Annotated in this window: 22 protein-coding genes and 4 pseudogenes; 7 read left to right on the top strand and 19 right to left on the bottom strand. The window is 59.5% G+C overall.

From position 1 onward, the window contains the following. Nucleotides 1–85: 85 nt before the first annotated feature. From AB8B33_RS33210 to AB8B33_RS33200, 3 genes are read right to left on the bottom strand one after another with little or no spacing between them, the layout of a single operon-like run. The gene (locus AB8B33_RS33210; protein WP_439018625.1) at nucleotides 86–682 is read right to left on the bottom strand and encodes an isochorismatase family cysteine hydrolase; all 597 of its coding nucleotides are present in this window, start codon (nucleotides 680–682) and stop codon (nucleotides 86–88) included. A 26-nt stretch (nucleotides 683–708) separates the two neighbouring features. Continuing rightward, nucleotides 709–1,383 carry a glutathione S-transferase family protein gene (locus AB8B33_RS33205; RefSeq protein ID WP_439018624.1) on the bottom strand — a complete coding sequence of 225 codons (675 nt, stop codon included), beginning with the start codon at nucleotides 1,381–1,383 and terminating at the stop codon, nucleotides 709–711. 29 nt (nucleotides 1,384–1,412) lie between these two features. Further along, nucleotides 1,413–2,171, bottom strand: a complete 759-nt coding sequence (locus AB8B33_RS33200) for an SDR family NAD(P)-dependent oxidoreductase (RefSeq protein ID WP_439018623.1) — start codon at nucleotides 2,169–2,171, stop codon at nucleotides 1,413–1,415. A gap of 173 nt (nucleotides 2,172–2,344) precedes the next feature. Here AB8B33_RS33200 and AB8B33_RS33195 point away from each other — a divergent pair, with 173 nt between their 5' ends. Continuing rightward, nucleotides 2,345–3,244: an AraC family transcriptional regulator N-terminal domain-containing protein gene (locus AB8B33_RS33195; RefSeq protein ID WP_439018622.1), complete on the top strand. Its 900-nt coding sequence runs from the start codon at nucleotides 2,345–2,347 to the stop codon at nucleotides 3,242–3,244. A 557-nt stretch (nucleotides 3,245–3,801) separates the two neighbouring features. Here AB8B33_RS33195 and AB8B33_RS33190 read toward each other — a convergent pair. The 12 genes from AB8B33_RS33190 to AB8B33_RS33135 form a co-directional block, all read right to left on the bottom strand. After that, complete coding sequence (locus AB8B33_RS33190; protein ID WP_439018621.1) at nucleotides 3,802–4,941, bottom strand: adenylate/guanylate cyclase domain-containing protein; 1,140 nt, start codon at nucleotides 4,939–4,941, stop codon at nucleotides 3,802–3,804. 13 nt (nucleotides 4,942–4,954) lie between these two features. Further along, entirely contained in the window at nucleotides 4,955–5,320 is a 366-nt protein-coding gene (locus AB8B33_RS33185; RefSeq protein ID WP_025582425.1) for a response regulator, read from the bottom strand. Next, nucleotides 5,317–7,422 carry an ATP-binding protein gene (locus tag AB8B33_RS33180; protein ID WP_439018620.1) on the bottom strand — a complete coding sequence of 702 codons (2,106 nt, stop codon included), beginning with the start codon at nucleotides 7,420–7,422 and terminating at the stop codon, nucleotides 5,317–5,319. The genes AB8B33_RS33185 and AB8B33_RS33180 overlap by 4 nt, the downstream gene beginning before the upstream one ends. Then, entirely contained in the window at nucleotides 7,388–7,972 is a 585-nt protein-coding gene (locus tag AB8B33_RS33175; protein ID WP_439018619.1) for an SCO family protein, read from the bottom strand. The genes AB8B33_RS33180 and AB8B33_RS33175 overlap by 35 nt, the downstream gene beginning before the upstream one ends. Then, nucleotides 7,969–8,967: an ABC transporter substrate-binding protein gene (locus AB8B33_RS33170; protein WP_439018618.1), complete on the bottom strand. Its 999-nt coding sequence runs from the start codon at nucleotides 8,965–8,967 to the stop codon at nucleotides 7,969–7,971. The genes AB8B33_RS33175 and AB8B33_RS33170 overlap by 4 nt, the downstream gene beginning before the upstream one ends. Nucleotides 8,968–9,011: 44 nt before the next feature. Next, a complete protein-coding gene (locus AB8B33_RS33165; protein WP_439018617.1) occupies nucleotides 9,012–10,022 on the bottom strand; it encodes an ABC transporter substrate-binding protein in 1,011 nt (336 codons plus the stop codon). A gap of 697 nt (nucleotides 10,023–10,719) precedes the next feature. Beyond that, nucleotides 10,720–12,021, bottom strand: coding sequence for a c-type cytochrome (locus AB8B33_RS33160; protein ID WP_439018616.1), 1,302 nt, complete (start codon nucleotides 12,019–12,021; stop codon nucleotides 10,720–10,722). A 14-nt stretch (nucleotides 12,022–12,035) separates the two neighbouring features. After that, a complete protein-coding gene (locus tag AB8B33_RS33155) occupies nucleotides 12,036–13,808 on the bottom strand; it encodes a GMC family oxidoreductase (RefSeq protein ID WP_439018615.1) in 1,773 nt (590 codons plus the stop codon). A gap of 43 nt (nucleotides 13,809–13,851) precedes the next feature. Further along, nucleotides 13,852–14,571, bottom strand: coding sequence for a gluconate 2-dehydrogenase subunit 3 family protein (locus tag AB8B33_RS33150; RefSeq protein WP_439018614.1), 720 nt, complete (start codon nucleotides 14,569–14,571; stop codon nucleotides 13,852–13,854). Nucleotides 14,572–15,284: 713 nt separating this feature from the next. Continuing rightward, nucleotides 15,285–15,545, bottom strand: coding sequence for a ketopantoate reductase C-terminal domain-containing protein (locus tag AB8B33_RS33145; protein ID WP_439018908.1), 261 nt, complete (start codon nucleotides 15,543–15,545; stop codon nucleotides 15,285–15,287). After that, nucleotides 15,461–16,192, bottom strand: coding sequence for a 2-dehydropantoate 2-reductase N-terminal domain-containing protein (locus AB8B33_RS33140; RefSeq protein WP_439018613.1), 732 nt, complete (start codon nucleotides 16,190–16,192; stop codon nucleotides 15,461–15,463). Before AB8B33_RS33140 ends, AB8B33_RS33145 begins: the two co-directional genes overlap by 85 nt. A 118-nt stretch (nucleotides 16,193–16,310) precedes the next feature. Then, nucleotides 16,311–17,216, bottom strand: coding sequence for a LysR family transcriptional regulator (locus tag AB8B33_RS33135; RefSeq protein WP_439018612.1), 906 nt, complete (start codon nucleotides 17,214–17,216; stop codon nucleotides 16,311–16,313). 145 nt (nucleotides 17,217–17,361) lie between these two features. On the opposite strand from AB8B33_RS33135, the gene AB8B33_RS33130 reads away from it, so the two are divergent. The 3 genes and pseudogenes from AB8B33_RS33130 to AB8B33_RS33120 form a co-directional block, all read left to right on the top strand. Continuing rightward, complete coding sequence (locus AB8B33_RS33130; protein ID WP_439018611.1) at nucleotides 17,362–18,135, top strand: SDR family oxidoreductase; 774 nt, start codon at nucleotides 17,362–17,364, stop codon at nucleotides 18,133–18,135. Between the two features lie 43 nt (nucleotides 18,136–18,178). Then, the gene (locus AB8B33_RS33125) at nucleotides 18,179–18,742 is read left to right on the top strand and encodes an aldehyde dehydrogenase family protein (RefSeq protein WP_439018610.1); all 564 of its coding nucleotides are present in this window, start codon (nucleotides 18,179–18,181) and stop codon (nucleotides 18,740–18,742) included. Next, nucleotides 18,703–19,284: pseudogene (locus AB8B33_RS33120) on the top strand (IS6 family transposase); the annotation flags it as partial. The gene AB8B33_RS33125 and the pseudogene AB8B33_RS33120, both read left to right, overlap by 40 nt. A 556-nt stretch (nucleotides 19,285–19,840) precedes the next feature. Here the strand turns inward: AB8B33_RS33120 and AB8B33_RS33115 are convergent. Together AB8B33_RS33115 and AB8B33_RS33110 are read right to left on the bottom strand one after the other, a co-directional pair. After that, nucleotides 19,841–20,501, bottom strand: a pseudogene (locus AB8B33_RS33115) (IS6 family transposase). A 171-nt stretch (nucleotides 20,502–20,672) separates the two neighbouring features. Beyond that, nucleotides 20,673–20,996 carry a hypothetical protein gene (locus AB8B33_RS33110; protein ID WP_439018609.1) on the bottom strand — a complete coding sequence of 108 codons (324 nt, stop codon included), beginning with the start codon at nucleotides 20,994–20,996 and terminating at the stop codon, nucleotides 20,673–20,675. 550 nt (nucleotides 20,997–21,546) lie between these two features. Here AB8B33_RS33110 and AB8B33_RS33105 point away from each other — a divergent pair. Next, nucleotides 21,547–21,825, top strand: a complete 279-nt coding sequence (locus AB8B33_RS33105) for a hypothetical protein (RefSeq protein ID WP_439018608.1) — start codon at nucleotides 21,547–21,549, stop codon at nucleotides 21,823–21,825. Nucleotides 21,826–21,882: 57 nt separating this feature from the next. On the opposite strand, the pseudogene AB8B33_RS33100 reads toward AB8B33_RS33105, so the two are convergent. Both AB8B33_RS33100 and AB8B33_RS33095 read right to left on the bottom strand, forming a co-directional pair. Continuing rightward, nucleotides 21,883–22,146, bottom strand: a pseudogene (locus AB8B33_RS33100) (DUF1515 domain-containing protein); the annotation flags it as partial. A gap of 295 nt (nucleotides 22,147–22,441) precedes the next feature. Beyond that, entirely contained in the window at nucleotides 22,442–23,491 is a 1,050-nt protein-coding gene (locus tag AB8B33_RS33095) for an IS110 family transposase (RefSeq protein ID WP_439018607.1), read from the bottom strand. 121 nt (nucleotides 23,492–23,612) lie between these two features. On the opposite strand from AB8B33_RS33095, the pseudogene AB8B33_RS33090 reads away from it, so the two are divergent. Together AB8B33_RS33090 and AB8B33_RS33085 are read left to right on the top strand one after the other, a co-directional pair. Next, nucleotides 23,613–24,273: pseudogene (locus tag AB8B33_RS33090) on the top strand (IS6 family transposase). Between the two features lie 120 nt (nucleotides 24,274–24,393). Beyond that, a complete protein-coding gene (locus tag AB8B33_RS33085; protein ID WP_439018606.1) occupies nucleotides 24,394–24,612 on the top strand; it encodes a hypothetical protein in 219 nt (72 codons plus the stop codon). Nucleotides 24,613–24,786 lie beyond the last annotated feature (174 nt).

The following is a 24,786-nucleotide window of genomic DNA, read 5'->3' as shown; positions in this document are numbered from 1 at the left end:
ACCATCATCCCGATAATCGTATTGCCTCGCATCTACGGCCCGACGGGAGGCCCGGCCCTATAACCGGGCCGGGTCCAGCGGCGGATTATGCCTGCGCCACGAATTCCTGGGTGGTGATGGCGTTGGCGTAAAAGGGCGCGATCTCGGCCACGAAGTCGTCCTTTTGCTTGCGGGTATAGCCGGCCGACGCGTCGTAGATGACGTTGGTATGGTAGCCGAGGTCGTGGGCATTGCGCATCGAAGACTCGACGCACTGGCGCAACGAAAAGCCCGACAGGTAGATCTCGTCGATGCGGTTGTTGCGCAAGTAGCCGTCGAGCGTGGTTCCGACGAAGACGCTGCTGCCGCCGGCGCGCTCGCGAACGACATGCTCGCCTTCCGCCGGCTCGAAGCCGGGGAAGAAATCGGCCTGCTCGCCCAGGAACGCGCCATGGTCGCGCGTCATCTTACGCAGGCCGTACTTGGCCTCGCCCAGCACCTTGAAGGTCGGCTCGAACTTCAGCGCTGCGTGGATCACGTGCAGGCCGCGACGGCGGGCCTCTTCGAGGATGATCTTCGAATTGGCGATAGCGGTGTCAACCTGCTCCCGGTCCTGAAACACCGGATAAATGCCGCCGGTCGGGGAGAGCCACTCGTTGACATATTCGATCAGGATCAGCGCGCTATTGGATGGGTCGGTCATGATATCACTCCTTGGAATTCTGGTTGTTAAGCCGCGATCATCGCGCCTTGCTGGCGCAGGTGGTCGCGAAACAGGTCGGGATAGGTGTCGATCACGGCGTTCTTGACGCTGGATCGCTCGGCAAGTGCCGCGCGCCACGCCGTCACGCGTGGCAGGCCAGCGAAGATCGGGTCCGCCACTACCGGATCGATGATCCCGAAATAACGGAACAGCGGTGCGTAGACCGCGTCGACCAGACCAAATTGCGCTCCGGCGAAATACGGGCCGTCGCCCAGTTCGGCCTCGATCTTGCTCAGCCGATCACGGAAGGCGGCCCGCTTGGCGTCGGCGGTCGCCATGTCCTTTGCGTGAAGGAACTGCCAGCCCTCCGTAAAGGTCTGGGTGGCGAATTCGATCCAGGCGCGATGCCGTGCACGCAGCAATGCATCGTCGGGGTACATCGCCGCGCCACCCTGCGTCTCGTTCAGATATTCGCAGATGACCACGCTTTCGAAGAGGATCGCCTCCTCACCGTTCGGCTGGCGTACCTTCAGCACCGGCACCTTGCCGGTCGGCGACAGGGCCAGAAACCAGTCAGGCTTGGCCGACAGATCGACGTTGACCCGGTCGAACGCTACCCCCTTCTCGAGGAGGACGATCGCGGCACGCTGGACGAATGGGCACAGCGGATGGCTGACGAGAGTGAGGTTTAGCTCAGTCATGATGGTGTCTCGATGCGCTGGAACAGAGATCAGAGCGACTGGCCGCCCGACACGTCGAACGTCGTGCCGTTGGCCCAACCGAGATCATCGGACAGGATTGCGGCGACCGCGCCACCGATGTCGTCGGGCTGGCCGACGCGGCCGAGCGCGATATTACCGGCAACAAAGTCATTGATATGCTTGTCGTCGCGCACGCGGCCGCCGGCGAAGTCGGTGGCGATGGCGCCCGGCGCGATCGCGTTGACGCGGATCTGGCGTGCGCCCAGTTCGACCGCCATGAACTTGGTCAGCGTCTGCATCGCCGCCTTAGCCGCGGCATAGAGGCCATAACCGGCCATGGTCGTCCGCACAAAGCCCGAGGACACGTTGAGGATGCGCCCGCCGTCGACGATCATCGGCAGCAGCTTCTGGGTCAGAAACAGCGGCCCGCGCAGGTGCATGTCGACCATCTGGTCGAACTGCTCCTCGCTCGCCTCGGCAACCATTGCGTAGAGGCCCTCGCCGCCGTTGTTGACCAGATAATCGAACCGGTCGACGCCAAAGGTCCTCCCAAGCGTGTGGGTGACCGCCTGCGCGAAGCCGGAAAAGTTTGCCGTGTTGGTGACGTCGAGCGCCAGCATCGCTGCCTTTCCGCCCAGGGCTTTGATCTCGTCAACCAGCGCCTGGGCTTCTGCCGCGCTGTTTCTGTAGGTGCCGATGACGCCCACACCACGCCTGGCGAGATGCAGCGCCATGTTGCGTCCGAGGCCGCGGCTGGCACCAGTAATGAGTGCGATCTTCTGAGACATGGCTACATTCCTTGTGATTTTGATTTTCTGGACGGCACGCTGCTGAGGCGTCGCCTTCGCTGCCACTCAAATAGGCGATTGGTGTATCCGACTCCCCGCCTAATGCTCTCAATTGCTTGCCTAATTGTCTCAAGCGCTTTGCAGATGGGAGAAATGGTGTCATAGTATTTGCCATGACCGACAACCTACAGCCGCATCGCGATATCGCGCTCCGCCACGGGCGGACCGGAATGATCCTGACGCCGATCCCGCGCCTGGAAATCGGCGTAGGACAAACGACCTCGGGAACGTCACCGTGTCTCTACCGCTCGATGATCTGCTTCATTCTGCAGGGATCGAAAGAGGTGGCCATCCACGACGACCTCCTGCGCTACGACGCGTCTCAATATCTGGTTAGCGCACTCGATCTGCCTTTGAGCGGCCAGATCCACGACGCTGACGACGGCAGTCCTTATGTGGCGGTTTCGTTAGTCCTTGATCCGGCACTTCTGGCCGAAGTCGCATCGAAGATGCCGGCGGTGCGCGACGCGGACGCGCCAGGCAGCGGCATCGCGATCAATCCGATGACTCCGCCGCTGCGCGACACACTGCTGCGACTGCTGGCGTTGCTCGACACGCCTGCGGACATCCCGGCGCTCGCGCCGATGGCCGAACGCGAATTGCTTTATCGTCTCCTGCAGGGCCCGCAGGGGCGACTGTTGCGCCACATCGCCCGCCCGGAAGGCGCGATCGGCGGCATCCGCCGCGCGGTCGAATGGATCCGCGACCGCGGTAATACGCGGCTGCGGATCGAGGCTCTGTGCGAAGCTGCTGGCATGAGCCGTGCGAGCCTGCATCGCCACTTTCTCGCGCTGACTGGATTGAGCCCGATCCAGTATCAGAAGCAGATACGCCTTCAGGAGGCGCGCCAGTTGCTGCTCGCCGGCGACCATAGTGCCTCCGACGTCGCCTATGCGGTCGGCTATGAAAGCGCCTCTCAGTTCAGCCGCGAATATCTGCGGCAATTCGGGGCTCCGCCCGTCCGCGACGTTCGCAGGCTCAGGCAGTCAATCAGCGAGCAGATCATCAATTAGATGGGGCTGTCAGCTCCGATGTTGTTGGCTGCAAGGTGTGCAGCGGATCTGGCGGTATTCGCGCCATGGCTAGCCGTGGCCGTGGACTTCCCCGTCTGTCTCCCGTCCTTTTAATTTGGGCGGAAGGTTGGCACCTGCATGAGATCGCCAAGTTGGTAAACGCCGCGTTGTCCGCGCGGTCGCAGAAAAGATGTTTCGATTTGCGCAGACGGCGGACGCCTGGGCTTTGTCGAGAACGAACGCACAGATTGTGGTCAATGTCATCATGAAGGGCTGAGCAATGTCTGTGGCCCTTTCGACTATTTTGTCAGCTTCCATCGCTCTTGCGATAGGAGCAGGCGTTCTTCTTCCGGACCAAGGCCAGAATTGTTTCCGCTTTGCGCCCTCATGTCGGCTGTTGAAGACGCCTTTGCCACTGCCCAAATGCAGACATCGCCGATGGCGAAGCTGTAGGTCGCGGTTGCGCCAATTGTTGCCGTTTGCTTGCCCTCGGTGGAACGGCCGCTCCCGCCGCCTCTATCAGCCTTTTAGATCTACCTCATATCTGGCAGGGTTCGTCAGCCAAGCCACCGGACAATTTCGTAGGCCGGCATCGGGCGCTGGAACCCTTTCAAACTCAATTCGCCAACTGTAACGGCTTCGACCAATGGTTCCACGGCGCCGAAGACCCGTTGGCTGACGAGGATCTGACGTGATTTGGCCTGCTCGCACAATCGGGCGGCATGGTTGGGGATGGTGCCGATGACCGCATAATCCGAGCGCTGGTCGAAGCCGATTTGCCCGATGGTTGCGTGGCCCCGAGCGATGCCGATCCCGAAACCAAGCAAATAGCCACGTTTGCGCCATTGTTCCGAATGCTCGTCAATGGCATCACGCATACCCACTGCCATAGAGACGGCTTTTTCCGTGTGGTCGGCGCAGGCCAAAGGATCGTTGAAGACGACAAGCAGGCCATCGCCGACAAAGCGCTCCAAAGTTCCTCCGTGGCGCGTGATTAGCTCGCCTAGACAGGAATGGTACTCGCTGAGGACTGCCATGACCTCTTCGGGCTCGGCGGTCTCAGCGAAGGCCGTAAAGCCGCGCAGATCGCAGAAAACTACTGTCACCTCGCGCCGGTGGCTTTGGAGAAGCGTGTCGCCATCCCCCGCTGCGACGATGAGGTCGGCGACCTGCGCCGGCAAAAATCGCCTGAGCCGGCCCATTCGCTCGATTTCCGTTACCTGCTCAGCCAGCGTTTGTTCAAGGGAACGATTCCATGCCGCCAATTGGGCGGCCTGATCCTCAAGGCGCAGTGCCTGGGTCTTGACCGTGTCGTGAAGCGCCTTTTGGCGCAGCATTGAGCGGACCCGCGCCAGCAGAGCCCTGTGTTCGAACGGCTTGGTCAGGTAGTCGTCGCCGCCGGCGTCCAATCCCTCGACCACATCCCGCGTATCTGCCTTTGCAGTGACAAGGATGACCGGGATCGATCGCAGCGAAACGTCTTCCTTGAGCATGCGCACAACGCTGATCCCGTCGAGCTTCGGCATCATAATGTCGAGCAGGATCAGGTCAGGTTCAAGGCCGCGCGCCTTCGCAAGCCCCTCTTCGCCGTCGGCTGCAGTCATCACTTCGTAGCCGTTCGCCTCGAGGCGCATGCGCAGGATTTCGAGATTTTCCGGCGTGTCGTCAACGGCGAGAATGCGAGGCGGATCATGCAAGGTGCAGCCTCCCTCAGGAAAGGAATTCCCGGATTTTTCCGAGCAGCTGGCGCGGACTGAATGGCTTGGCCAGGTAGCCGTCGCACCCCGCAGCAAGGGCTTTCGCCTCATCTCCAGACAAGGCGTACGAGGTGACGGCGATTATGGGAATGTGCCGGAGTGTCGGGTCAGCCTTTATGCGGCGGGCAGCTTCATACCCGTCGATCACAGGAAGCTGTATGTCCATGAGGATCAAGTCCGGCTGTTCGGCCACCGCTGCAGCGATACCGGCAGCACCGTCTGCGGCCTCTATCAGTTCGTATTCGGTGGTGGCCAACAGATCGCGCACGATCTGGCGGTTGTCCTCCGTGTCCTCCACCATCAGGATTCGTTTGCTCATGCCGCTTTCACGTCCTCCACCCGAATTGGTATCCTCATGCGGAACGTCGAGCCTGAACCGGGCACGGACTCGACGCTTATGGTTCCGCCGTGCATTTCGACGATCCGTTTCGAGATCGCCAGGCCGAGGCCCGTGCCGCCCTTTTGCTTTGTGCTGCTGTTGTCTACCTGTTGGAATTCTTCGAAGATAAGCACTTGGTCCTTGGGCGCAATGCCGGGGCCGGTGTCCCGCACCGAGATCTCAAAGTGCCCATCGACGGCATCGGCACGAATGTCCAGCGCGCCCGTCTCGGTAAACTTGACAGCATTGCCTGCGAGATTGAGCAGGACCTGCGTCAGACGGCGTTCGTCCCCGCGGCCCAGCGGAAGATTTTCGGCGACGGTCGCAGCGAGCGAAAGCCCTTTTGAATGCGCCAGCGGCTCCACGGCCGTAACCGCCGAGCGAACGATCTGCCCAACGGAATAATCCTCGAGCGCAAGCGTCAGCTGGCCCGCTTCGATCTTTGAAAGATCGAGCACGTCGTTGATGAGCCCCAATAGATGGCGGCCGTTTGCTTGCACGCGCGCCACGGTCGTCTTCGCCTTGTCCGGGAGCTCGCCGTAGATCCCGTCGACCAACAGCTCGGTGAAGCCCAGCACGGAATTGAGCGGTGTCCTGAGCTCATGGCTCATGTTCGCGAGGAATTGAGACTTGTGGCGGCTGGCTGCTTCGAGCTCCCGGCCTTTCTCCTCAATCTCGCGGAACAGCTTCGCGTTTTGGATGGCAAGCACCGATTGGGCTGCGAAGGTTTCCATCAGGCGGACGACCTGTTCGTCGAATTCACCTGGCTTACGGCGCCTGACGACAAGCGCACCGACGATCTTGTTCGGCCTGAGCAATGGAACCACCAGGACGCTACGATATCCGGCGTCGAGGACGATCTTCTGAACGGAAGACGGCGCTCCTTCGGTGAGATCAGGTACCTGGATCGGCGTGCGACGCCGTGCGGCGTCGCCGATGCCCGGGTCATTCAGTCCTATCGGTTGGTTGAAAATCGCGGCAATGAGCTCATTGCTCATCCCAAAAGTGGCGCGGAGGCGGAATTGTTGCCTGGTGCTGCTGAACACATAGATAGTGCCCGCATCCGTGTCCGACAGCTGAACCGCCTTCGCTACGATCGTCTGCAGCACGGTGTCAAGATCGAGCGTCGAGTTGACAGCCTTGCTGACTTCCGCCAGCGCTTCCAATTCCCCAACCGAGCGCGCAAGCTCGGCCGTGCGCGCCTGCACCTCTTGATAAAGCCGCCCCAGCTGCTCGGACGTTTGGTTGACATTTCTCGCAAGCACACCAAGCTCATCCCGGTTGACGACGGCAACCTGTTGCGCAAAATCGCCGGCCGCGATCTGACGCAGACGCATCTCGATCTTCTTGACCGGCTCGATCAATGACCAAGAGATAATGTAGCCGAGCCCGAGTGCCAGCAGGATGCTGCCCACCGCAAAGGAGACCACGATCAGTCGCGACGTCCCGTACGCCCCTTCGGTCGCCTCGATTGCCGCCACCATGTCGGCTTCCGCGATGTTGACCAGTTGGTTGGTCAGCCGCTCGAGGCGGTCGGCCGATGGTATGATCTCATCGAGCTGCATCCTGCGCGCCTCGTCGGTGCGCCCGGCGCGGATGAGCTCGACGACACGTGTGACCTTTGCGGTAATCTGGTTGTATTCCTGCCGGACCTCGCCCAGCACTTGCTCCTCACTTGCGGCGACAAACTCCATGCGGTCGAGGTCGTAGCTAAACTGGTTGAGCTGGCGCAATGCTGCATCGAGCATCCTTTCGTCCTGAAGCAAAAGCGCAGTCGAGATGCTGTAGAGTTGGTTCGTCGTGTCGTGCTGGACCTGGCGATAGGCGGCAATCTTGCGCTGCAGCTTGATCAGCTCGGAAGTCTGAGCGTTGACCCCACTCAGCACCTGCAATCCGACCGCCCCAAGCACGATCAGCAGTCCGACGATCGACAGGAACGCGATCAACAGTTTGGTCTGGACGCGCGCCGGGAGCCGCGCAACCCAGCCAATCAGCCAGCTTGCGACGTTACTTGGCTTCACCCATGAGGCTAACAAGGTCACCCCGGAACTCCTCCAAGTCGAACGCAGCACCGAGGTACTGCACGCGCAAGCTGCCATTACGGTCCACGAGCGACGTCAGCAGAGTGTGATCGACGTCACCATTCGCCGTCTTCCTCGCGATAATGCCGTATTTGCGTCCAACCTCATGGACAATTGCGGGATCGCCGGTCAGAAACGACCAGCCCTTTAAGTCTGCGTCGAAATTCCTGGCGTATTGCTTCAGCACCTCGGGGGTATCGCGCTCCGGGTCGACGGTGATCGAAACGAAAGCGATCTCGGATCCGAACGCACTGCCCAGCTTGGCTTTCACGCGCGCCATGTTGTCGGTCAGCATCGGGCAAACGTCGGTACAGGAAGCAAAGATGAACGCAACCGCGACCACTTTGCCGTGGAGCTCGTGCAGCGAGACGGGTGTCCGGTCCTGCGATGTCAGGGTGAAATCCGGCGCCTGTCCGATAGTCGGCAGGCGCTGGTTGTGCGGGGCGTCATGCGCATGCGCCGGCCCAGAAAGCAGCGCCAACGACAGAAGAAGTGTCGGCCACCTGCTCATGTCTTCAACTCGCGCCTAAGCTCATTGAGGAAGCGCCAGTCCGTTCCGCGGGCTATGACTTCCCGAGGGCTTATCGAGATCGCCTTGGTTTCTTGCATCCGTAGCGCATAGAAGCGCATTGAATCCTCGGGATCGTATTCTCGCCATTTGTCGTAGCGTATATCGGAACGGATCGCCTGAAGCGTGTAGTCGTATCGGCTGGCATAGCCCGTATCGACTGCGCCTTTGGCCACCGCTTCCGGATTGGTAATACAGAGATCGACGGCCTTCAGCAGGGCCCGCGTGACGCGCTTGGTCGCGATCGGGTAGTGTTCAGCGTAGTCCGAAGTGCTCGCGAGCATGCAGCAGAAATACTGCGACCAGGGTTTGTCGATCGCAATGCTGAGGATAACATGGCCTAGCTTGCGCTCGCGTGCCACCTGTGGCTGAGGCGGCTGGCCAAGGAAGGCATCGATCTTGTCGTCGGCGAGGCTCTGAACAGCATCAGGGGTTGCGAGCGTTTCGAAGTCCTTAGCAGGGTCAAGACCGACATACGCGGTTATCACGTTAATAAGTAGATAACCGATGGCGCTCCCATCCACTCCCACCCTTTTGCCCTTGAGGTCAGGGACACCATCAACTCGATCATTTGCAATCAATTCCAAGCAGCCGACATGCAAACCGGTCAGGACTTTGATCGGTGTGCCCTTGTCGATGTTGAGCACATGTGCCAGCGGGTAGTTCCAGTCAAAATCGATCTCACCGCGACCGATCCAGTCCGAAGAATCCGGGCCGGTGCCTGAAGCCACAAACTGGATGTCGGTGAAACCTTCGGCACGAAGAAGATCGCCGGCAGCGTACATGGGCGACTGACAGTCGGAAACTTTGGCGAACACTGGAAGGCGGACAGTGGTCGTTTCCGGTGGTGGCTCGGCCCGGGCCTGTGTTGCAGTGCGTAAGAAGCAGGCCGCCGCGGCGCCAGCCATGAAGGCGCGGCGTTTTTGAATGATCTGCATGGGCCTCTCCTTCCCAAAAAAGGCACAACACACCGGTTAGCTGCTTATGTCTTCAACTCGCGCTTAAGCTCGTTGAGGAAGCGCCAGTCGGTGCCGCCGGCGATAATCTCCTGCGGAGTGGATTTGATCATGCCCAGTTCCTGCATACGCAGGGCATAGAAACGCAGGGAGTCTTCAGCATCGTATTCCCGCCACCGGTCGTAGCGGATATCCTTCAGCGTCTGGAGCGCGTAGTCATACGACGGGACAAACTCGCGATCGACCATCTGCCGCGCCACCATTCCCGGATCCGCGACGCAGAGGTCGGCGGCCTTAACGATGGACCGCAGGACCCGCTTGGTCGCCACCGGGTACTTGTTCACGTAGTCCGCCGTGGCGGAGATCATGCAGCAGAAATATTCTGACCACGGGCGGTCGACAGCATTGTCAAGGATCGTGTGGCCGATCTTCCTGGCGCGCAGCTCCTGCGGCTGGGGCGGCGTGCCGAGGAATGCGTCTATCTTTCCCTCGACAAAGAGTTCTGTTGGCTTGTTGTTTTCAGTCAAGACCCACTGAATGTCGTTGACGGGATCGAGCCCGACATAGGCGGCCATGAGGGTCAGCCATACGTGTCGCGAGTTGTTGAAACCGTCCACGCCCACCCTCTTGCCCCGCAGATCCGTGACGCTGCGGATGCTCTCCTTGGCGATCAGTTCGAGGCATCCCGAGTGCAACCCGGTTAGCACCTTGATCGGCACGCCGGCGTCGATCGACGCGATCTGATTCGGCGGAAAGTTCACAGAGAAGTCCGTTTCACCGCGTGCGATCCACTCCGATTGGTCGACGCTCCTGTCGCCCTCGACGTAGCGAACGTCGGTGAAGCCCTCTGCGCGCATCAGGTCTCCGGCGATGTACGCGCCTGCCCAGCAGTAGGAACCACCAACCCACCGCGGCAGACGAACCGAGGTCGTTTCCAGCGGTTCCGCCTGGACTAACTCCGGAAGACCGACGATAGCGGCAGCGCCTGCCGTTGCAGCGCTGGCCATGAACCGGCGACGGGTTTGGATGATCGGCATCGGTACGCTCCTCCGAACTACAAAAAGGGTCGGGACCGGAATCGAGCAAAAGAGATTCCGCCAGAGGGTGACATCTTGTCGGCGCGCCCGAAGGCTTGTGAGCTAGAGCGCGCTCTTATCTTAACGCGGGAGTCTTGCGCTCTCAGTCGCTGACGCTTGAAAGGTTCTAGCCAGCGATAAGCAATCATACGCCTTGTTTCGGCGGCTGTCATTGAAGGCTTTGAGTCGCATTCTGGACGTTCGAGCTTACGCCAGCGGAACGACCGGATCGGGTCACGTCACGACAATACTCGCTCCGACTGAATGTCCGCTATTTGAGATCCGAGACCCGAGGCTGTCGGTCTGCTGTCGGCCCCAAATCGGTCATTCCATCCAGGCAAAGCCGATGTCCGCTACTGAGGAATTTCAGACGGATAGCTCTTGTAACAACGGGGTCGAAGGTTCTGATCCTATCAAGAGCGCCAAGCCTGAAATTGAGGGAGAACCAGTTAAGCGTAACCGCTGTTCCAGCCCCACGTTGTCGTCGTCGCCTAATCTGTGATCAGCTTTCCATGGACGAGCAACGGGAGTTTCTCCATAGAGAGTACATTGAAAGTTCTCACGACCAGCTCGCGTCTGTTTAAGGCGATCGATCGGAGATAACAGAAAAGCCGGCACCTTTGCGGGAGCCGGCTTCTTCAGTCGACAAACATAGCGGTCAGTTCGATGCAGATGCGGAACTTGCCGTCTCATCCTTTATGGTCGCGCGAACCTTGGCCACGTCGGCCGTCGAGACGGCTGCCGCGTTGTTGGTCCACGCACCGCGCAGGAAGCTTGCAAGCGCCGCCACTTCGTCGTCTTTCAGGCGACTACCGAAGCCCGGCATGGTCAGCACCGAAGGCGCGCGATCGGTCGATGGTGTTGCCGCGCCCGCGAGAATGGTGTGGATCAGGCCGATTGGGCTATTTGCGGTCACGATGGACGCGCCGTCGATCTGCGGGAAAACCTTCGGTCCGCCCTTGCCGGTGACCAGATGGCAGGCGCTGCAATTGTCCAGATAGAGCCGCTCGCCGAGGGGCAGATCCTTTGCAGCCGTCAGCTTCTGGACCGTCTGTTCTGCGGCCGCGGTCGGCTTCGGCTGGACTTGCTGCGTTGGCGGCAGGGACTTCAGATATGCAGCGATGGCGTTGAGATCGCCGTCATTCATATAGCCCATGGAGTGCTCGATGACCGAGGTCATCTCGCCTCCGACCGCAGCAACGCGGTTGCGGCCCATGCCGAGGTAATCGGCGATATCCTGCTGACTCCATCCAGCGATCCCTTCGCCTGAACTGCCCTTGGCACGCAGTGAGGGAACCGGCCAGCCATTGAGGTCGCCACCGCTCAGGTAGCTGTCGCTACCGGTGTCATAGGCCGTTTCCTGCATGGCGAAGCCGCGCGGCGTATGGCAGCTGCCGCAATGGCCAAGCCCCTCGACGAGATACGCGCCGCGCTGGACGCCGGTGAGGGCGGCGACGGATTTCGGCGCGTCGGAAGGTGCGTCGAATGCCAGGTTCCAGAACCACATGCCCCAGCGCTGGCTGAACGGGAAGCCCAGGGCGGTGGCGGTCGGCTTGTTCGAGACCGGCTCTACGCCATGCATGAAATAGGCGTAGAGGGCATGCATGTCCTCGTCGGCCACCTTGTGGTAGGACGGGTAGGGCATGGCCGGATAGAGATGCGCACCATCCGAACGGATGCCGTTGCGGACAGCGTCGGTGAACTGGGCCTCGGTATAATTACCGATGCCAGTCTGCTTGTCGGGCGTGATATTGGTTGAGAAGATCGAACCGAGGTCGCTTTTGATCGCCAGGCCGCCTGCAAACGGCTTGCCGCCGGGGGCGGTGTGGCAGGCGACACAGTCGCCTGCGCGTGCCAGGTATTCTCCCTTGGCTACCAGAGCCTTATCGGCGTCCTGCGCAAACGAGGCAGCGGCGGATCCGGCAAGCGCGAGAGCCGCAAAAATCATGGGTTTCATCATCTTTGTGACTTCCCTCATGCCTGAACCAGCGGCGCCGGGTTGTTGATGTACTCCTTCACGATCTGCGCGGCGGAGTGATAGGTCAGAGCACCGATGGTCGCCGTCGGGTTGCTCTGGAAATTGTGCGGGAAGGCATTGCCACCCGGCACGAAGACATTGTGGACATCCCAGCTCTGCAGGTACTTGTTGAGAGCGGAGGTCTTCGGATCATCACCCATCACCGCGCCGCCGACATTGTGGGTCGAGACGTAGGGCCGAAGATCGTAATGCGAGTCCGGCTTCAAGAAGCTGTCGGAAATGCTGTCGGCGCCCATCTCGTTGGCAATCTTCAGCACCGTTTCACGCAGGTATTGCTGCAGCTTCAGCTCGTTCTCTTTCCAATCGAACGTCATGCGCAGCAATGGCCGGCCATGATCGTCCGTATAGGTCGGGTCAAGATCGAGATAATTGCCGCGATAGGACATGCAGGTCGTGGTGATGCCGATCTTCATCGAGTGGCCATACCAATCCTTCATCCCCTTCTTCCATCCTGCGCCCCAGCTTGGAACGCCCTTGGGCAGCGCGGTGCCGCTCGGCGTTCCGGTCGACTGTGAGCTGTGGATCTTGGCACCGCCGAGGAAGCCGTACTTGACGCCATCCTCGAAGCCCGGACGTGGCGAGACATCGTTGCACATCTCGCCGGTGGCGCCGGCCGTTGCGAAAGGATTGAAGTTCTTGTCCTTGAAGAACAGCGTCGCGCTGCCGTTCGACAGGAAGGCGTAATTGCGGCCGACGACGCCCTCGCCGGTGTTCGGATCATAGGGCTTGCCGATGCCGGACAGCAGCATGAGGTGAACATTGGCGAACTGGAACGAACAGAGCAGCACCATCTTTGCCGGCTGGAAGACTTCCTCGCCGTTTTCGTCGATATAGGTGACACCCTTGGCGGTCTTCTTGTCGTCATGCAGATCGACGCGGATGACCTCCGCATTGACACGGTAGGAGAAGTTGTCCACCCGCTTGACGACGTCGAGGATCGTCGTGTTCGGCGAAGCCTTGGAATAGTTTAGGCAAGGATACTTGCTGCAATATCCGCAGTAATTGCAGGGAGCAAGCTGGGCGCCGTAGGGATTGGTATAGGCGGTGGAGACGTTAGCCGATGAGTTCGGGAACGGATGAAAGCCGAGCTTCGTCGCAGTTTCCTTGAACATCGAGGCGTTCAGGGTGTCTTTCAGCGGCGGCAGCGGGAAGGGGTTGGAGCGCGGGCCTTCGAAGGGATCGCCGCCCGGCTGGATCTCGCCGCGCAGGTTGCCGGTATTGCCGGAAAGGCCGCAGACCTTGTCGAAGAAATCGTAATGCGGTTCCAGTTCGTCCCAGGTCACCGGAAAGTCCTGAACCTGCATGTCTTCCTGCAGGGCGCCCGGCGCATAGGTTTGGTCGGCATAGGTCTTGAGCTTGAGATCGGTCGGCGTCGCGCGCAGCAGCACGCCCGTCCAGTGCAGGCCGGCGCCACCGACGCCGTTACCGGGACAGAACGAGCCCCACTGACGCGTCGGGAGCGCTGTCTTGCTCGTATCGTGGCGCACGGTCAAAGCAGCTTGTTTCGGCGTGGCGAAGACCTTGAAGCGCTTGTCATAGGCATATTCGTCGGCAGGCTTCGGATAGGCGAAGTCTTCTGCGGTATGATCTGGGCCGCGCTCGAGCGCGCGGACCTTGAGGCCGGCGCGCGCAAGCTCGATGCTCATGATCGAGCCCGTCCAGCCGAGGCCGACGACGACCGCATCGACTGCGTCATTTGTCTTGGTCATAACTGTTTCCTGATGATGGGATCTGGCGTTTGATGCGCGCAGCTTAAGCGCGCTCGCCCTTGATGCTGACGGGGCCGAGCGGGTATTTGACGTTGTGCTGGGTGACCCATTCGGTGTAGCTGGCGCGCGCGCCGGGGAAGCCGATCATCTTCCAGGAAGCCATGCCCTTGTTGCCGCCATACATCGGATCGGCAAGGTAGCCATTCTTGGTATCGGACAGAACCTGGCCGAAGAAGGAAGATGCCGAAAGGTATTCCTCGCCCATCGCCTGGAAATCGACTTCATTCTTTTGCAACGACGTCAGGACTGCATCCTTGTCGGTCGTCGAAAGATCGGCGAAAGCCGCGTTATGTATCTTGCGACAATGCTCATCGAGCAGTTTGAGGCCGATCCGGTAGATCTCCTGAGCGCGATAAGGCAGCTGGTAGCCCATAAGCGGATCCGCCTTCTTCTCGAACGGCCCCTTGAGGTACCATTCGGCACCGAGATCGGCGTCAAGCTGCTGGTCGATGAAGATCGGGACATTGGTATCGAGTGCGCCCGGACCTTCATCGTCCGCCGGAATGAAGCGGTCGCTCATTGCGATGACAGCCCTCATCTCGTCGGCAGTCAGGAAGGAAGGCTTGTAGGAGGCGAGGTCCGGCGCAAGAGCCGCGGCGACTTCGGCCGCGGACAGGGTGCTGACCGGGACGCCGAACGTTGCGAGAGTGACGCCCGCGACTGAACTGATCAGAAACGCGCGTCTGCTAGTGTGATGGTGCATGGGAGCTCCGAAGTTGACACGTTCAATCGGCGAACTGTATGGCGTCGCTTTCGCGCACTCGACGTTCCGCCGGAACTCCTCCCAAGTCCGGTATGGCACCATCCAAGACCAAAGAAAACTGCTAAATCTGAGTTGTCTTTTTTGCTGTTCAAGGCGCCGGCAAATTCAAGACGGCTAACCGTTGCACCGGTGGCCTTCGTCTCGCGATTGCGAGAAACGAATATTCTTTTTGGCCTTATGATTGCGATTATCGTTCTCAAGGAAGCGAATCGAAATAAGATCATCGGCAGCTTCGCAATGTCGACAAGGCTGGCGTTGCTGCGTTTAGCCTAGAGATACGACACCATCGCAGAGACGGCGCGAAAGCCACGATACGGCAGGAGGGGGATAAGTTGGAGAACGGAATTTCGTCTGGCTTGACGATGGCGCAAGCCGTCACCGCACCTGCCCGACTGCTACAACCCGCCCGTCTGATCGAATTGAGCGTAGCACTACGCCCGACGAGAGATTGCTGACGCTGTTGTCGTCCTCGCTCCGACTCGACATCACACGCCTCGACCTGGCCGCCGATGGCGGTCGTACGCTCTTTGAGCTGACCGCGACGTTGAACATACATTCGGGTCGCTGTTGCTCTTGACGCGTAGGACGATCTGCAGGAAAAGTCGCTCATCCAGCTCAACCGGTCATTACCTTCCTTACTAGCCGCGGGCCTCTCACATGCGTCGGGCCTCGTAAGTTTTGAGGCCGATATAGACCGAGCGGAGAAGCGGTGCCTCGGCCGGATCCGAAGCCCGGGCGATCAGGTCTCCGATGATATGGTCTGCTTCAATGCGTCCCCTCGACTCAATGTCCCTGAGCATGGACGCGGTCATAGGCGACCCCTTCGCCGTTAACATGGCGAGCGTTCTTTGCTTGGCTTCCGCAGCCGGGGCATGACCGTTGGTGGCGGCGACCGCGCTGCATTCTTCAACCAGCTCCTTAACTGCGCGGTGCCATCTGCTTCGACAATATCGCCGACAGAGGCCCGTATCAGGGTGGTGATCCCAGCGCTCGATGCGATGAACACCCACTTCTGCCACATCTCCTGTTCGATCTGTTCCGACCAGCGAACATCGAACGACGCGGTTGTCAGAGTTTCGAGGACGTCTTCTGCGTTAATAGCGGGCTGGCTTGTTCGGGGACCGAACACCAGGCTCTGGAGGTCGCCCATGTGTACTGTGCCGCCGTCCTGATCGAGGGTGGTGGAAACCATGAATTGCCCGCCGTAGACCCGATCGGCTCCGAATTTTTCGTCCAAGACTCCCAGATGTCTCAGGCCACTGAGGAGCGGCAGAATCACCGTTTTCGGTCCGACGGCGCGTGAGAGCGAAACGACCGCGTCCTCAAGATCATAAGCCTTGCAGCTCAGAATTATGAGATCACAGGGTTCTGAAACTTCAGGGGCGAGCACGGTCGTCGGCCGTTCAATATGAACGTCACCCGCGGCGCTCTTAATCCTCGGACCTTTCCCGCTCTTTGCCGCAGCTGCCTGCGGAGGCTTTGCATTGTTTCCGGCCTTAATCCCGATCAAAGGCAGAATGTCCGGCAGGGACCAAGCGAGCCAAAAAATCAGTTGATTCACACCGAGGCAGCGGGTCGCACGGCGAAGGGCGCGGGTGTTATTTTGGCAATCAAGTTTCAGGAAGCGAGAGTATTGGACAGACGTCGCCGCAAGCGTTTCGGGAACGAACGTTGACTTTTCAAGACCGGAGAAGCACCCGTTTCATGAGTGCCTCCAGCCAGTCCGCGAAAACCTGGAGTCTGCGGGAGAGATGCTGGCGGTGCGGGTAGAGCAGCGTCATCGGCATCGACGCCGCCCGATGATCCGGCATTACCTCGACGAGTTCGCCCGAATCGAGGGGAGATTTTACATCGTAGGCCGGGATCTGGATGAGGCCGAGGCCGGCAAGGCAGCAGGCGATATAGGCTTCGGCGCTGTTGACGGTAACCCGGCCGCGCATGGGACGTGTACGCAACTCGCCATCCTCGACCCATTCCCAGTCCTCGACGCGCCCAGTCGACGGCGAGGCATAGTTGACGGCAAGATGCTCGCCGAGATCGTCTGGAGCATCAGGCGTGCCATACCGGGCAAGATAGCTGGGACTGGCGACATTGATCAGCGGCAGGTCGCCAATCTTGCGGGCGATGAGGCCCGAGTCGCCAAGCGGTCCGACACGCAGCACGCAGTCTACACTCTCCTCAACGAGGTTGACCGCTCGGTCTGTCACACGCAGTTCGATGTCGAGCTGTGGATAGAGAGCAAGGAATTCCGGCAGGGCTGGCGCAATGATCAGTCGGCCGATCCGGCCCGGCACGTCGATCCTGAGGCTACCGCTCGGCCCGACCGACGTCTGCCGGAACAGGCCCTCCGTCTCCTCGACATCGGCGATCAGGCGCAGGCAGCGTTCATAGAAGGCGGCACCGTCCTGGGTCGGGGAGACCTTTCGGGTGGTGCGATGCAGCAGGCGGGCGCCGACCCGCGCTTCCAGTTCGATCACCGCAGCCGACACCGATGAGCGTGGAAGCCCGAGCGTGTCGGCGGCGCGGGTGAAGCTCGAGCATTCGACGACGCGGGCAAAGGTGCGGAAGAGATCGATACGGTCCAAACGCGCTTGTTCCTATCAATTGGTCGGCATTTCTGACAGGTGATGTCAGAATGGGCGGCTTTATGACAAAAGTATAGACGATATGATGCAAGTCAGAAAGCGGCCGTTTGGGTGGCCGCGGGGTAACACAAGGAGGCCAACGCCAATGACCGATCACAGCATCAAAGGAAAAACCGCTCTCATCGCCGGCGGGGCGAAGAATCTCGGCGGGCTGATTGCCCGCGATCTCGCTAGCGAGGGCGCGAAGGCGATCGCCGTCCACTACAACACCAGCGCCACCAAGCCGGCCGCCGACGAGACGGTGGCCGCGGTCAAGGCGGCCGGCGCCGAGGCATTCTCCTTCCAGGCCGACCTCACCACGGCGGGTGCGGTCGAAAAGCTGTTCGCTGAGGCCAAGGCGGCGATGGGTAGCATCGATATCGCCATCAACACGGTCGGCAAGGTGCTGAAGAAGCCGATGGTCGAGATCTCCGAAGCCGAATATGACGAGATGACCGCGGTGAACTCGAAGTCCGCCTTCTTCTTCCTCAAGGAGGCTGGCAAGCACCTCAGCGACAACGGCAAGGTCTGCACACTCGTCACCTCGCTGCTCGGCGCCTTTACGCCCTTCTACGCCGCCTATGCTGGCACCAAGGCGCCGGTCGAGCATTTTACACGGGCGGCGTCCAAGGAGTTCGGCGAGCGGGGCATCTCGGTGACGGCGATCGGCCCCGGCCCGATGGACACACCGTTCTTCTACCCCGCCGAAGGGGCCGACGCGGTTGCCTATCATAAGACGGCCGCCGCACTCTCCAACTTCTCCAAGACTGGCCTAACCGACATCGAGGACATCGTCCCCTTCATCCGCTTCCTCGTCTCGGACGGCTGGTGGATGACCGGCCAAACCATCCTCGTCAACGGCGGGTACACCACGAAATAATCGGCGAGGCGGCCGGGGCATCCCGGCCGCCTTTCGCTTCTCAATGCATGTTTTGACGGAGTCCAACCTCGCGTCGCCGCTCCGGGAGTCTTGCCATAACCACCGGTTCCAGTTTCTGTTCGACGTGCAGAGGAAGTATTTCCTGAGCGACGCGACCAAGAGCCACGAATGGCGGATCGATCAGCTCGATCGCATGGAGCGCATGCTGCTCGACAACAAGGCCTCCTTCTGCGCTGCGCTCTACCAGGACTTCGGCAAGCCGCCGTTTGAACAGCTGTTCGAGATCACCGTGCCGAGCGGGGTGATCCGCTACTACCGGGAGGACCTCAAGGCGCTGGTGGCTCCGCAGCCCGTGCCGATCCCGGCAGGGTTGGAAGCGACCGGCAACAAGGGCGTCATCTGCAAGGAGCCCTATGGCGTGACGCTGGTGATCGGCCCGTTCAACGCGCCGATCCTGCTGCTGCTCGCTCCCGCGATCGCGGCAATCGCCGCCGGCAACACAGTGGTCCTCAAGCCCGCCAATACGACGCCGGCGACGGCGGCGCTGTTTGCCAAGCCGATCCCGCTATGGCTGAGCGCGGCGTTGCCGTTGACCACGCGACGCTGAACAGATGGGTTGTGAAGTATTCGCCCTTGATCGCCTGCCGCGCTCATCGCCGCGAATGCGTAACCAGCAGTTCCTGGTGGATGGATGAGACCTATATCCAGGTCAAAGGCAAGTGGACCTACTTCTATCGCGCTGTCGATAAATTCGGCAAAACCCTTGATTTCATGCTGTCTGAACACCGCCATGAGGCTGCGGCCAGCGCCTTCTTCGCCCGCACAATCGAGAACAACGGCTGGCCTGAAAAGGTCGTCATCGACAAGAGCGGTGCGAACCTGGCAGGATTGCAAAACATTAACTGGCTCCTGCTGTTGCAGGGATGGTTCTGGCTGATCGAGATCCTGCAAGTCAAATACCTCAACAACATGATCGAGCAAGATCATCGTTTCATCAAGAAGATGACCCGTCCGATGAAGGGCTTCAAATCCTTCAAGGCTGCGTCAGCAACATTGGATGGCATCGAAGTGGCGCATATGATCCGCAAGCGGCAATTTCCAACCAGTGGCCAATCCGCATTCCAGCAATTTGCTGCACTCGCTGCATAGGTGTGTCCAGCGATAGCTGTTTCCGCAACTTTTCCAAAAGTTTGCGACAGAACCAACCCTTTATGGGTCCTCCTCCTCTTCTCGCCAGGCGTGAGCGAGGAGCGCGCCAAAAATACACGCAAAGATCAGGACCAGCATATAAACCAGATATTTGATGTTAATATCGAACCAGTCGTAGGCAAAGAGAAACGCACTTACAACCAATACCGACGTAGCGATATACTTCATAAAAAAATGCCCCTAACGTGCAGATCATGACCTTTGGATTGCACTTGCACAAGCTGCGCGGCAGTATCGGTGCGCCAATGACGTCGCGTTTAACGGCCCCCGCCCATTGCTTCAACTGCTCAAGCCATTTTTTCATTGCACGTCAGCAATGCCCCCGAATGCGGTCTGTTCAATTCGTACAACACGACGACAGAACACCCACGGGACCGAGGTTCGCGAGCTTTTGTATCCGTGGCATCCCTGGTCCGAACGGCTCGTTCACGTCCATGAGGGGCATCGTAAACTTAAAGGGCACGAGGCGGTCGTAGCCCGCTTGCACCACGGCGGCTTACGCCCGAGCGATTTTCGCCCACAGGTTCATCGCCGCTGAACGCAGTTCGCGATGATGGCTGGATGAGATGTCGTGGCGTGGGATATGGAACAGATTGGCCATCGGATCATGGATGGAGGCGAAGCGCTGCAAATGGCGCGGTGCCTTGAAGCGTTTCATGATCCGTTCCCGTCGCCGGACTGGCTGATGGGAATTCTCCGCCCGATTGTTCAAGCCTTTATGCGAGCGGTGTTCGACACTTGGCATAATCTCGCGTTTTGCAGCGTCGTAGGACCGAAGCTTGTCGGTGATCACCACTCGCGGCGCGCGGCCTTGGCCCCTCAACAGTTTGCGCATCAGACGCTTGGCCGCCTTGGCATTGCGACGACTTTGCACCAGAACCTCCTTTCTTGCCGCGGATCGAAACGACGGCCTCGTCGAGGTGCCACTTGTCACCCAGCCGGCCGGCTGAGCGGCAGCGAATCTCGCTCGCAAAGGCACGTCCGAATTTCTCTGCCCACGGCCGGACCGTCTGGTGAGAGACAATAATCCCTCGTGCCGCCAGCATGTCCTCGACCATCCGCAAGCTGAGCGGAAAACGGAAATAGAGCCAGACAGCATGGGCGATGATCTCGGCGGGAAAGCGATGGCGGCGGTACAGCGGGTCACGGTCTGTCATAGCCCGTCATCTCACATCGACATCCGCACTTCGTTAAGTTGACGATACGCCCAAGCATAGGCCGCTCATCGACATCTACCGAACGAATGGGGAAGAGATCGGGGCCAAACTGCTCAAGGACGGATTTGCCAGGACATGGACTCCGCACCATAAAAACGATTGGTGCACTGGCTAGCGTCCACTATCACGCTCGGCAGCCTTCATCTCGAACAGAATGAGCTTCAGGCCTGCTGTTTCAACTGAGAGGATATTATCGAGTGGAGGCGCGCTCGTTTCGAACTCTATAACTGGCTTGTCCATGTGGCGGCTAAGCTCTGCATAGAGAAGTTCATGCGATTGCTTGGCAAGAAGGACCATGCTCACCGCCTCACACATCGCGCGGCGTCCACGTTGACTGTCCACGGGCGTCCGATGGGCGGAAGACCATTTCTGAACGACTGCTGTAATCTGATCGATTTCTTCGTCCTGCAACGAAAGCAGATGGAGTAGAGACATCGCCGGCACCTAATGTTGCGGCAAGAGCACCCATGGTCTCCCAACCGGCCTCTACCGTTGTACTTCCGGGCCGACGAGAGGACCGTACTCCTTTTTGCGTGTAGAGTCCCAATTAATTCAATCCCAAGATGCTGCACCGTGGTGAACAAGAGGCTTTGCCGTTGGAACGGCGGGTTCGCCTCTTTGGTGCGCCAGCGGTTGACGCCACATCAGGGGTTCGAGCCAGGGAACGGGAAGCTATGCGGATGGTCGAGGAGTATTACCATCGTTTGATGAGGCATAATGGGATGCGAGGAAGAGGGATGATCGGCCCTGCTGGCTAATTGATCTTCAATCATCTCGTGCTGAGAATGGATATAGTCGCGCAGCACGCGATGATTTCATGGATCTCAGCGCTAACGAAAGCGCAATGCGGTGCGTTATTGCAACAGCGGGCGAAGTTCGCGCAGAGTCAGACGTTAGTCCACTGGATGACGGGAAGCCTCCCGCTATCTCTACCAACTCTTCTCAGCCCGACATGAGCGTCGGATCAATCAGCTAGCGGGTGGACATGCCAATTATTGAATCGGATCGGATATTATTCGAACGGGTGTGGGAGGTCGGCGCCAAAGTGGTGAGAGAGAATCGCATTTCTGCGCTGATCGACGTCACGCTCAATACACCTACGTTGCAACAGTACCAGGACAGCCACGGCCAGCGGATGACTAATATGATCAAAGTCGTTCAGCTTGGGATCTCGAAAATTCGCGCCAGCAAGGCACTCGCCGAATCCGAACCGGCGCAAACGCCCACTCCATCCTCCCGCGGCCCCCTGAAACGCGCTAGCTAGAAGATGCCCGCCCGGCGCCATGAGGCAGTAGCGCGCTTTATCCCAGCGTGAGGTGGCTCAGTTAATCTTCAGCCAATGTCGGATAGCAGCAACCGCACCGTCTCCGATATAGGCGACAATACCGCCGATCGTCAGGCCGGCGAAGGCTATGAGGCCGGAGATCCCTACCCCGAGCGTCTTCATCCGCTTCCACTCCTCAAGGGCCGGCTGAACGGATGCATGGTTCCTGTCGACGGTTTCTTTGAGGGCTTTTATCTCTTCGCGGATCTGCGCGTCGACGCCGCCGCTGATCGCAACCGTGGTATCGAGGTGGGCGATCGGCATCGTCATGTCTGGATGGCGCCCGTTTGGCAATGTGATTTTGGCCGGTGTTTGAGCTTTGCGGGTCGGGTGTGCAGTCATGTCTCCGGCCTATTTATGCGGCGCGTGATGACCGCTGGCCCTGATGTTGTCCGCTTGAACCGATCCCTATCAACTTACCGCGCTTTGGGGCGCTATACGATGCCACGGGTTCTTCAGTTCGTGCGGTCCATTCCGCTATGCTGTCACATCATACCATCGTCACTCCGCCAACTGTTTGGCCCCCAGTAGAGCAATGACCGTGGGGGCCTTTCACTTAAGCTGGAACCAGATCGGGGCATCTCGAAACGCGCTCCGACTGGAAGTTCACGTTCCTTGCCATGATCGCCCAGGCAATGCGGGCAATCTTGTTGGCAAGCGCGACTGCAACAAGCTTGAAGGGCTTCTTCGACCGCAAGCCACGCGCCCAATTCGCCAAAGGCGTATCAGCCGTCCCCTTCTTCATCCTGTAGAGGGCTGCGTGCGCCCCAACCACGAAGAGTTTGCGCAGGTGCCGGTTGCCCATTTTGGAAATGGAGCCCAGCCTTGGTTTGCCACCGGTCGAATGCTGCCTGGGGACAAGGCCCAACCAGGCTGCGAACTCACGTCCGCCTTCGAACAGCTTTGGGTCTGAGACGCTGGCCGAAAGGCAAGTTGCAATGACGGGCCCAATTCCGGGAACGGTGGCAAGCCGGATACTGACATCGTTGTTGCGATGGGCGGCAAGGAGCGCCTTGTCGAGCTTTGTGATCTGCCCCTCGATCTCTATCAACACTGTCGCCAAAGGCGTCAGGGCAGTGCGAACAGCTTGCGGGCTGTATCGTTCATCTTCCAGAATGGCGATCAACTGCCGGACATTGCGAGCGCCCTGTGGTGCCACAATGCCAAGCTCGGCAAAGTGACCACGTAAGGCATTGATAAGCGCAGTCCATTGCGAAATCAGCAGCTCGCGTGCGCTATGTAACATCAATGTGGCCTGCTGATCCTCGTTCTTGACTGGAACAAACCGCATCGACGGCCGCGTGACGGCCTCGCAGATGGCTGCAGCATCGGCTGCATCGTTCTTCTGTCGGCGAAGGTACGGCTTGATGTAGTTCGGCGGGATTAGCCGGACATCATGGCCAGATGCTATCAGCGTTCGCGCCCAGTGATGCGCTGTCGCGCAGGCTTCCATGCCAATCAGGCAAGGGGAAAGCGCCTCGAAGAATGGTTGCATCTGTCCGCGTCTCAGGGCCTTGCGCAGAACGACCTGTCCTTCAGCGTTAATGCCGTGAAGCTGGAAAACATTTTTTGCGATATCAACACCAATCGTCGTAATCTCTTCCATGGTGGATGGCTCCCCTCAAAGGTTTTGCAACAACCTATCTTGGCACACTCGATGCCGTCGGAGGGCGCCATCCATCACATCAACTTAACGAAGTGTGGATATCGATGTGAGATGACGGGCCATGACAGACCGTGACCCGCTGTACCGCCGCCATCGCTTTCCCGCCGAGATCATCGCCCATGCTGTCTGGCTCTATTTCCGTTTTCCGCTCAGCTTGCGGATGGTCGAAGACATGCTGGCGGCACGAGGGATTATTGTCTCGCATCAAACGGTCCGGCTGTGGGCCGAGAAATTCGGACGTGCCTTTGCGAGCGAGATTCGCTGCCGCTCAGCCGGCCGGCTGGGTGACAAGTGGCACCTCGACGAGGCCGTCGTTTCGATCCGCGGCAAGAAAGGAGGTTCTGGTGCAAAGTCGTCGCAATGCCAAGGCGGCCAAGCGTCTGATGCGCAAACTGTTGAGGGGCCAAGGCCGCGCGCCGCGAGTGGTGATCACCGACAAGCTTCGGTCCTACGACGCTGCAAAACGCGAGATTATGCCAAGTGTCGAACACCGCTCGCATAAAGGCTTGAACAATCGGGCGGAGAATTCCCATCAGCCAGTCCGGCGACGGGAACGGATCATGAAACGCTTCAAGGCACCGCGCCATTTGCAGCGCTTCGCCTCCATCCATGATCCGATGGCCAATCTGTTCCATATCCCACGCCACGACATCTCATCCAGCCATCATCGCGAACTGCGTTCAGCGGCGATGAACCTGTGGGCGAAAATCGCTCGGGCGTAAGCCGCCGTGGTGCAAGCGGGCTACGATCGCCTCGTGCCCTTTAAGTCTACGATGCCGGATCAAGAGGAGTGCGAATTAAGCGTAGTATAAATTGCCGACCTTGCGCTCGAGCGCCGCGATTTGCGCCTCATATTCGGCGATGACGCTGGCCGCATCAATCTCGGCTTCGCAAGGAGTCGGCTCTTTGCTCAGGGTGTCAGCGGTTATGAACCGCTGCGCCAGAATCGGCGCAATATTGGCGAAGAATTAATTTCAGCTTGGTTCCAGCCAAGCTGGCGGTTCATGCGCGCCTCTCACTATTCCAAATGGCCGGTCGAAAAAGCAACGCCACTTTCCTAGCCTCGCAATGCAAGACAGAACGTTGCTCTTTCTCCTGCCCTTCCGATCTGCTTGGCGGTACTGTCCGCCCGAACAAGAGACAGATCAGTGAATTTGGCGTTCTGCGGTTCGATGAGATCGACGATCATGAGATCATCCACGAGTTCTTCCCGCATAGGCGACTTACTCAGCCGC

It is taken from the genome of Rhizobium sp. 768_B6_N1_8, from assembly GCF_051811225.1.
Lineage (GTDB): Bacteria > Pseudomonadota > Alphaproteobacteria > Rhizobiales > Rhizobiaceae > Rhizobium.
The sequence above is the reverse complement of the archived record's forward strand: the minus strand, read 5'-3'. Positions and strand labels throughout refer to the sequence as shown.

Bases quoted from the DNA above. Each gene is read 5' to 3' on its own strand.
- AB8B33_RS33210 (WP_439018625.1), bottom strand. From the start codon at position 682: ATGACCGACCCATCCAATAGCGCGCTGATCCTGATCGAATATGTCAAC.
- AB8B33_RS33205 (WP_439018624.1), bottom strand. From the start codon at position 1,383: ATGACTGAGCTAAACCTCACTCTCGTCAGCCATCCGCTGTGCCCATTC.
- AB8B33_RS33200 (WP_439018623.1), bottom strand. From the start codon at position 2,171: ATGTCTCAGAAGATCGCACTCATTACTGGTGCCAGCCGCGGCCTCGGA.
- AB8B33_RS33195 (WP_439018622.1), top strand. From the start codon at position 2,345: ATGACCGACAACCTACAGCCGCATCGCGATATCGCGCTCCGCCACGGG.
- AB8B33_RS33185 (WP_025582425.1), bottom strand. From the start codon at position 5,320: ATGAGCAAACGAATCCTGATGGTGGAGGACACGGAGGACAACCGCCAG.
- AB8B33_RS33175 (WP_439018619.1), bottom strand. From the start codon at position 7,972: ATGAGCAGGTGGCCGACACTTCTTCTGTCGTTGGCGCTGCTTTCTGGG.
- AB8B33_RS33170 (WP_439018618.1), bottom strand. From the start codon at position 8,967: ATGCAGATCATTCAAAAACGCCGCGCCTTCATGGCTGGCGCCGCGGCG.
- AB8B33_RS33165 (WP_439018617.1), bottom strand. From the start codon at position 10,022: ATGCCGATCATCCAAACCCGTCGCCGGTTCATGGCCAGCGCTGCAACG.
- AB8B33_RS33160 (WP_439018616.1), bottom strand. From the start codon at position 12,021: ATGATGAAACCCATGATTTTTGCGGCTCTCGCGCTTGCCGGATCCGCC.
- AB8B33_RS33155 (WP_439018615.1), bottom strand. From the start codon at position 13,808: ATGACCAAGACAAATGACGCAGTCGATGCGGTCGTCGTCGGCCTCGGC.
- AB8B33_RS33150 (WP_439018614.1), bottom strand. From the start codon at position 14,571: ATGCACCATCACACTAGCAGACGCGCGTTTCTGATCAGTTCAGTCGCG.
- AB8B33_RS33130 (WP_439018611.1), top strand. From the start codon at position 17,362: ATGACCGATCACAGCATCAAAGGAAAAACCGCTCTCATCGCCGGCGGG.
- AB8B33_RS33125 (WP_439018610.1), top strand. From the start codon at position 18,179: ATGCATGTTTTGACGGAGTCCAACCTCGCGTCGCCGCTCCGGGAGTCT.
- AB8B33_RS33110 (WP_439018609.1), bottom strand. From the start codon at position 20,996: ATGTCTCTACTCCATCTGCTTTCGTTGCAGGACGAAGAAATCGATCAG.
- AB8B33_RS33105 (WP_439018608.1), top strand. From the start codon at position 21,547: ATGCCAATTATTGAATCGGATCGGATATTATTCGAACGGGTGTGGGAG.
- AB8B33_RS33095 (WP_439018607.1), bottom strand. From the start codon at position 23,491: ATGGAAGAGATTACGACGATTGGTGTTGATATCGCAAAAAATGTTTTC.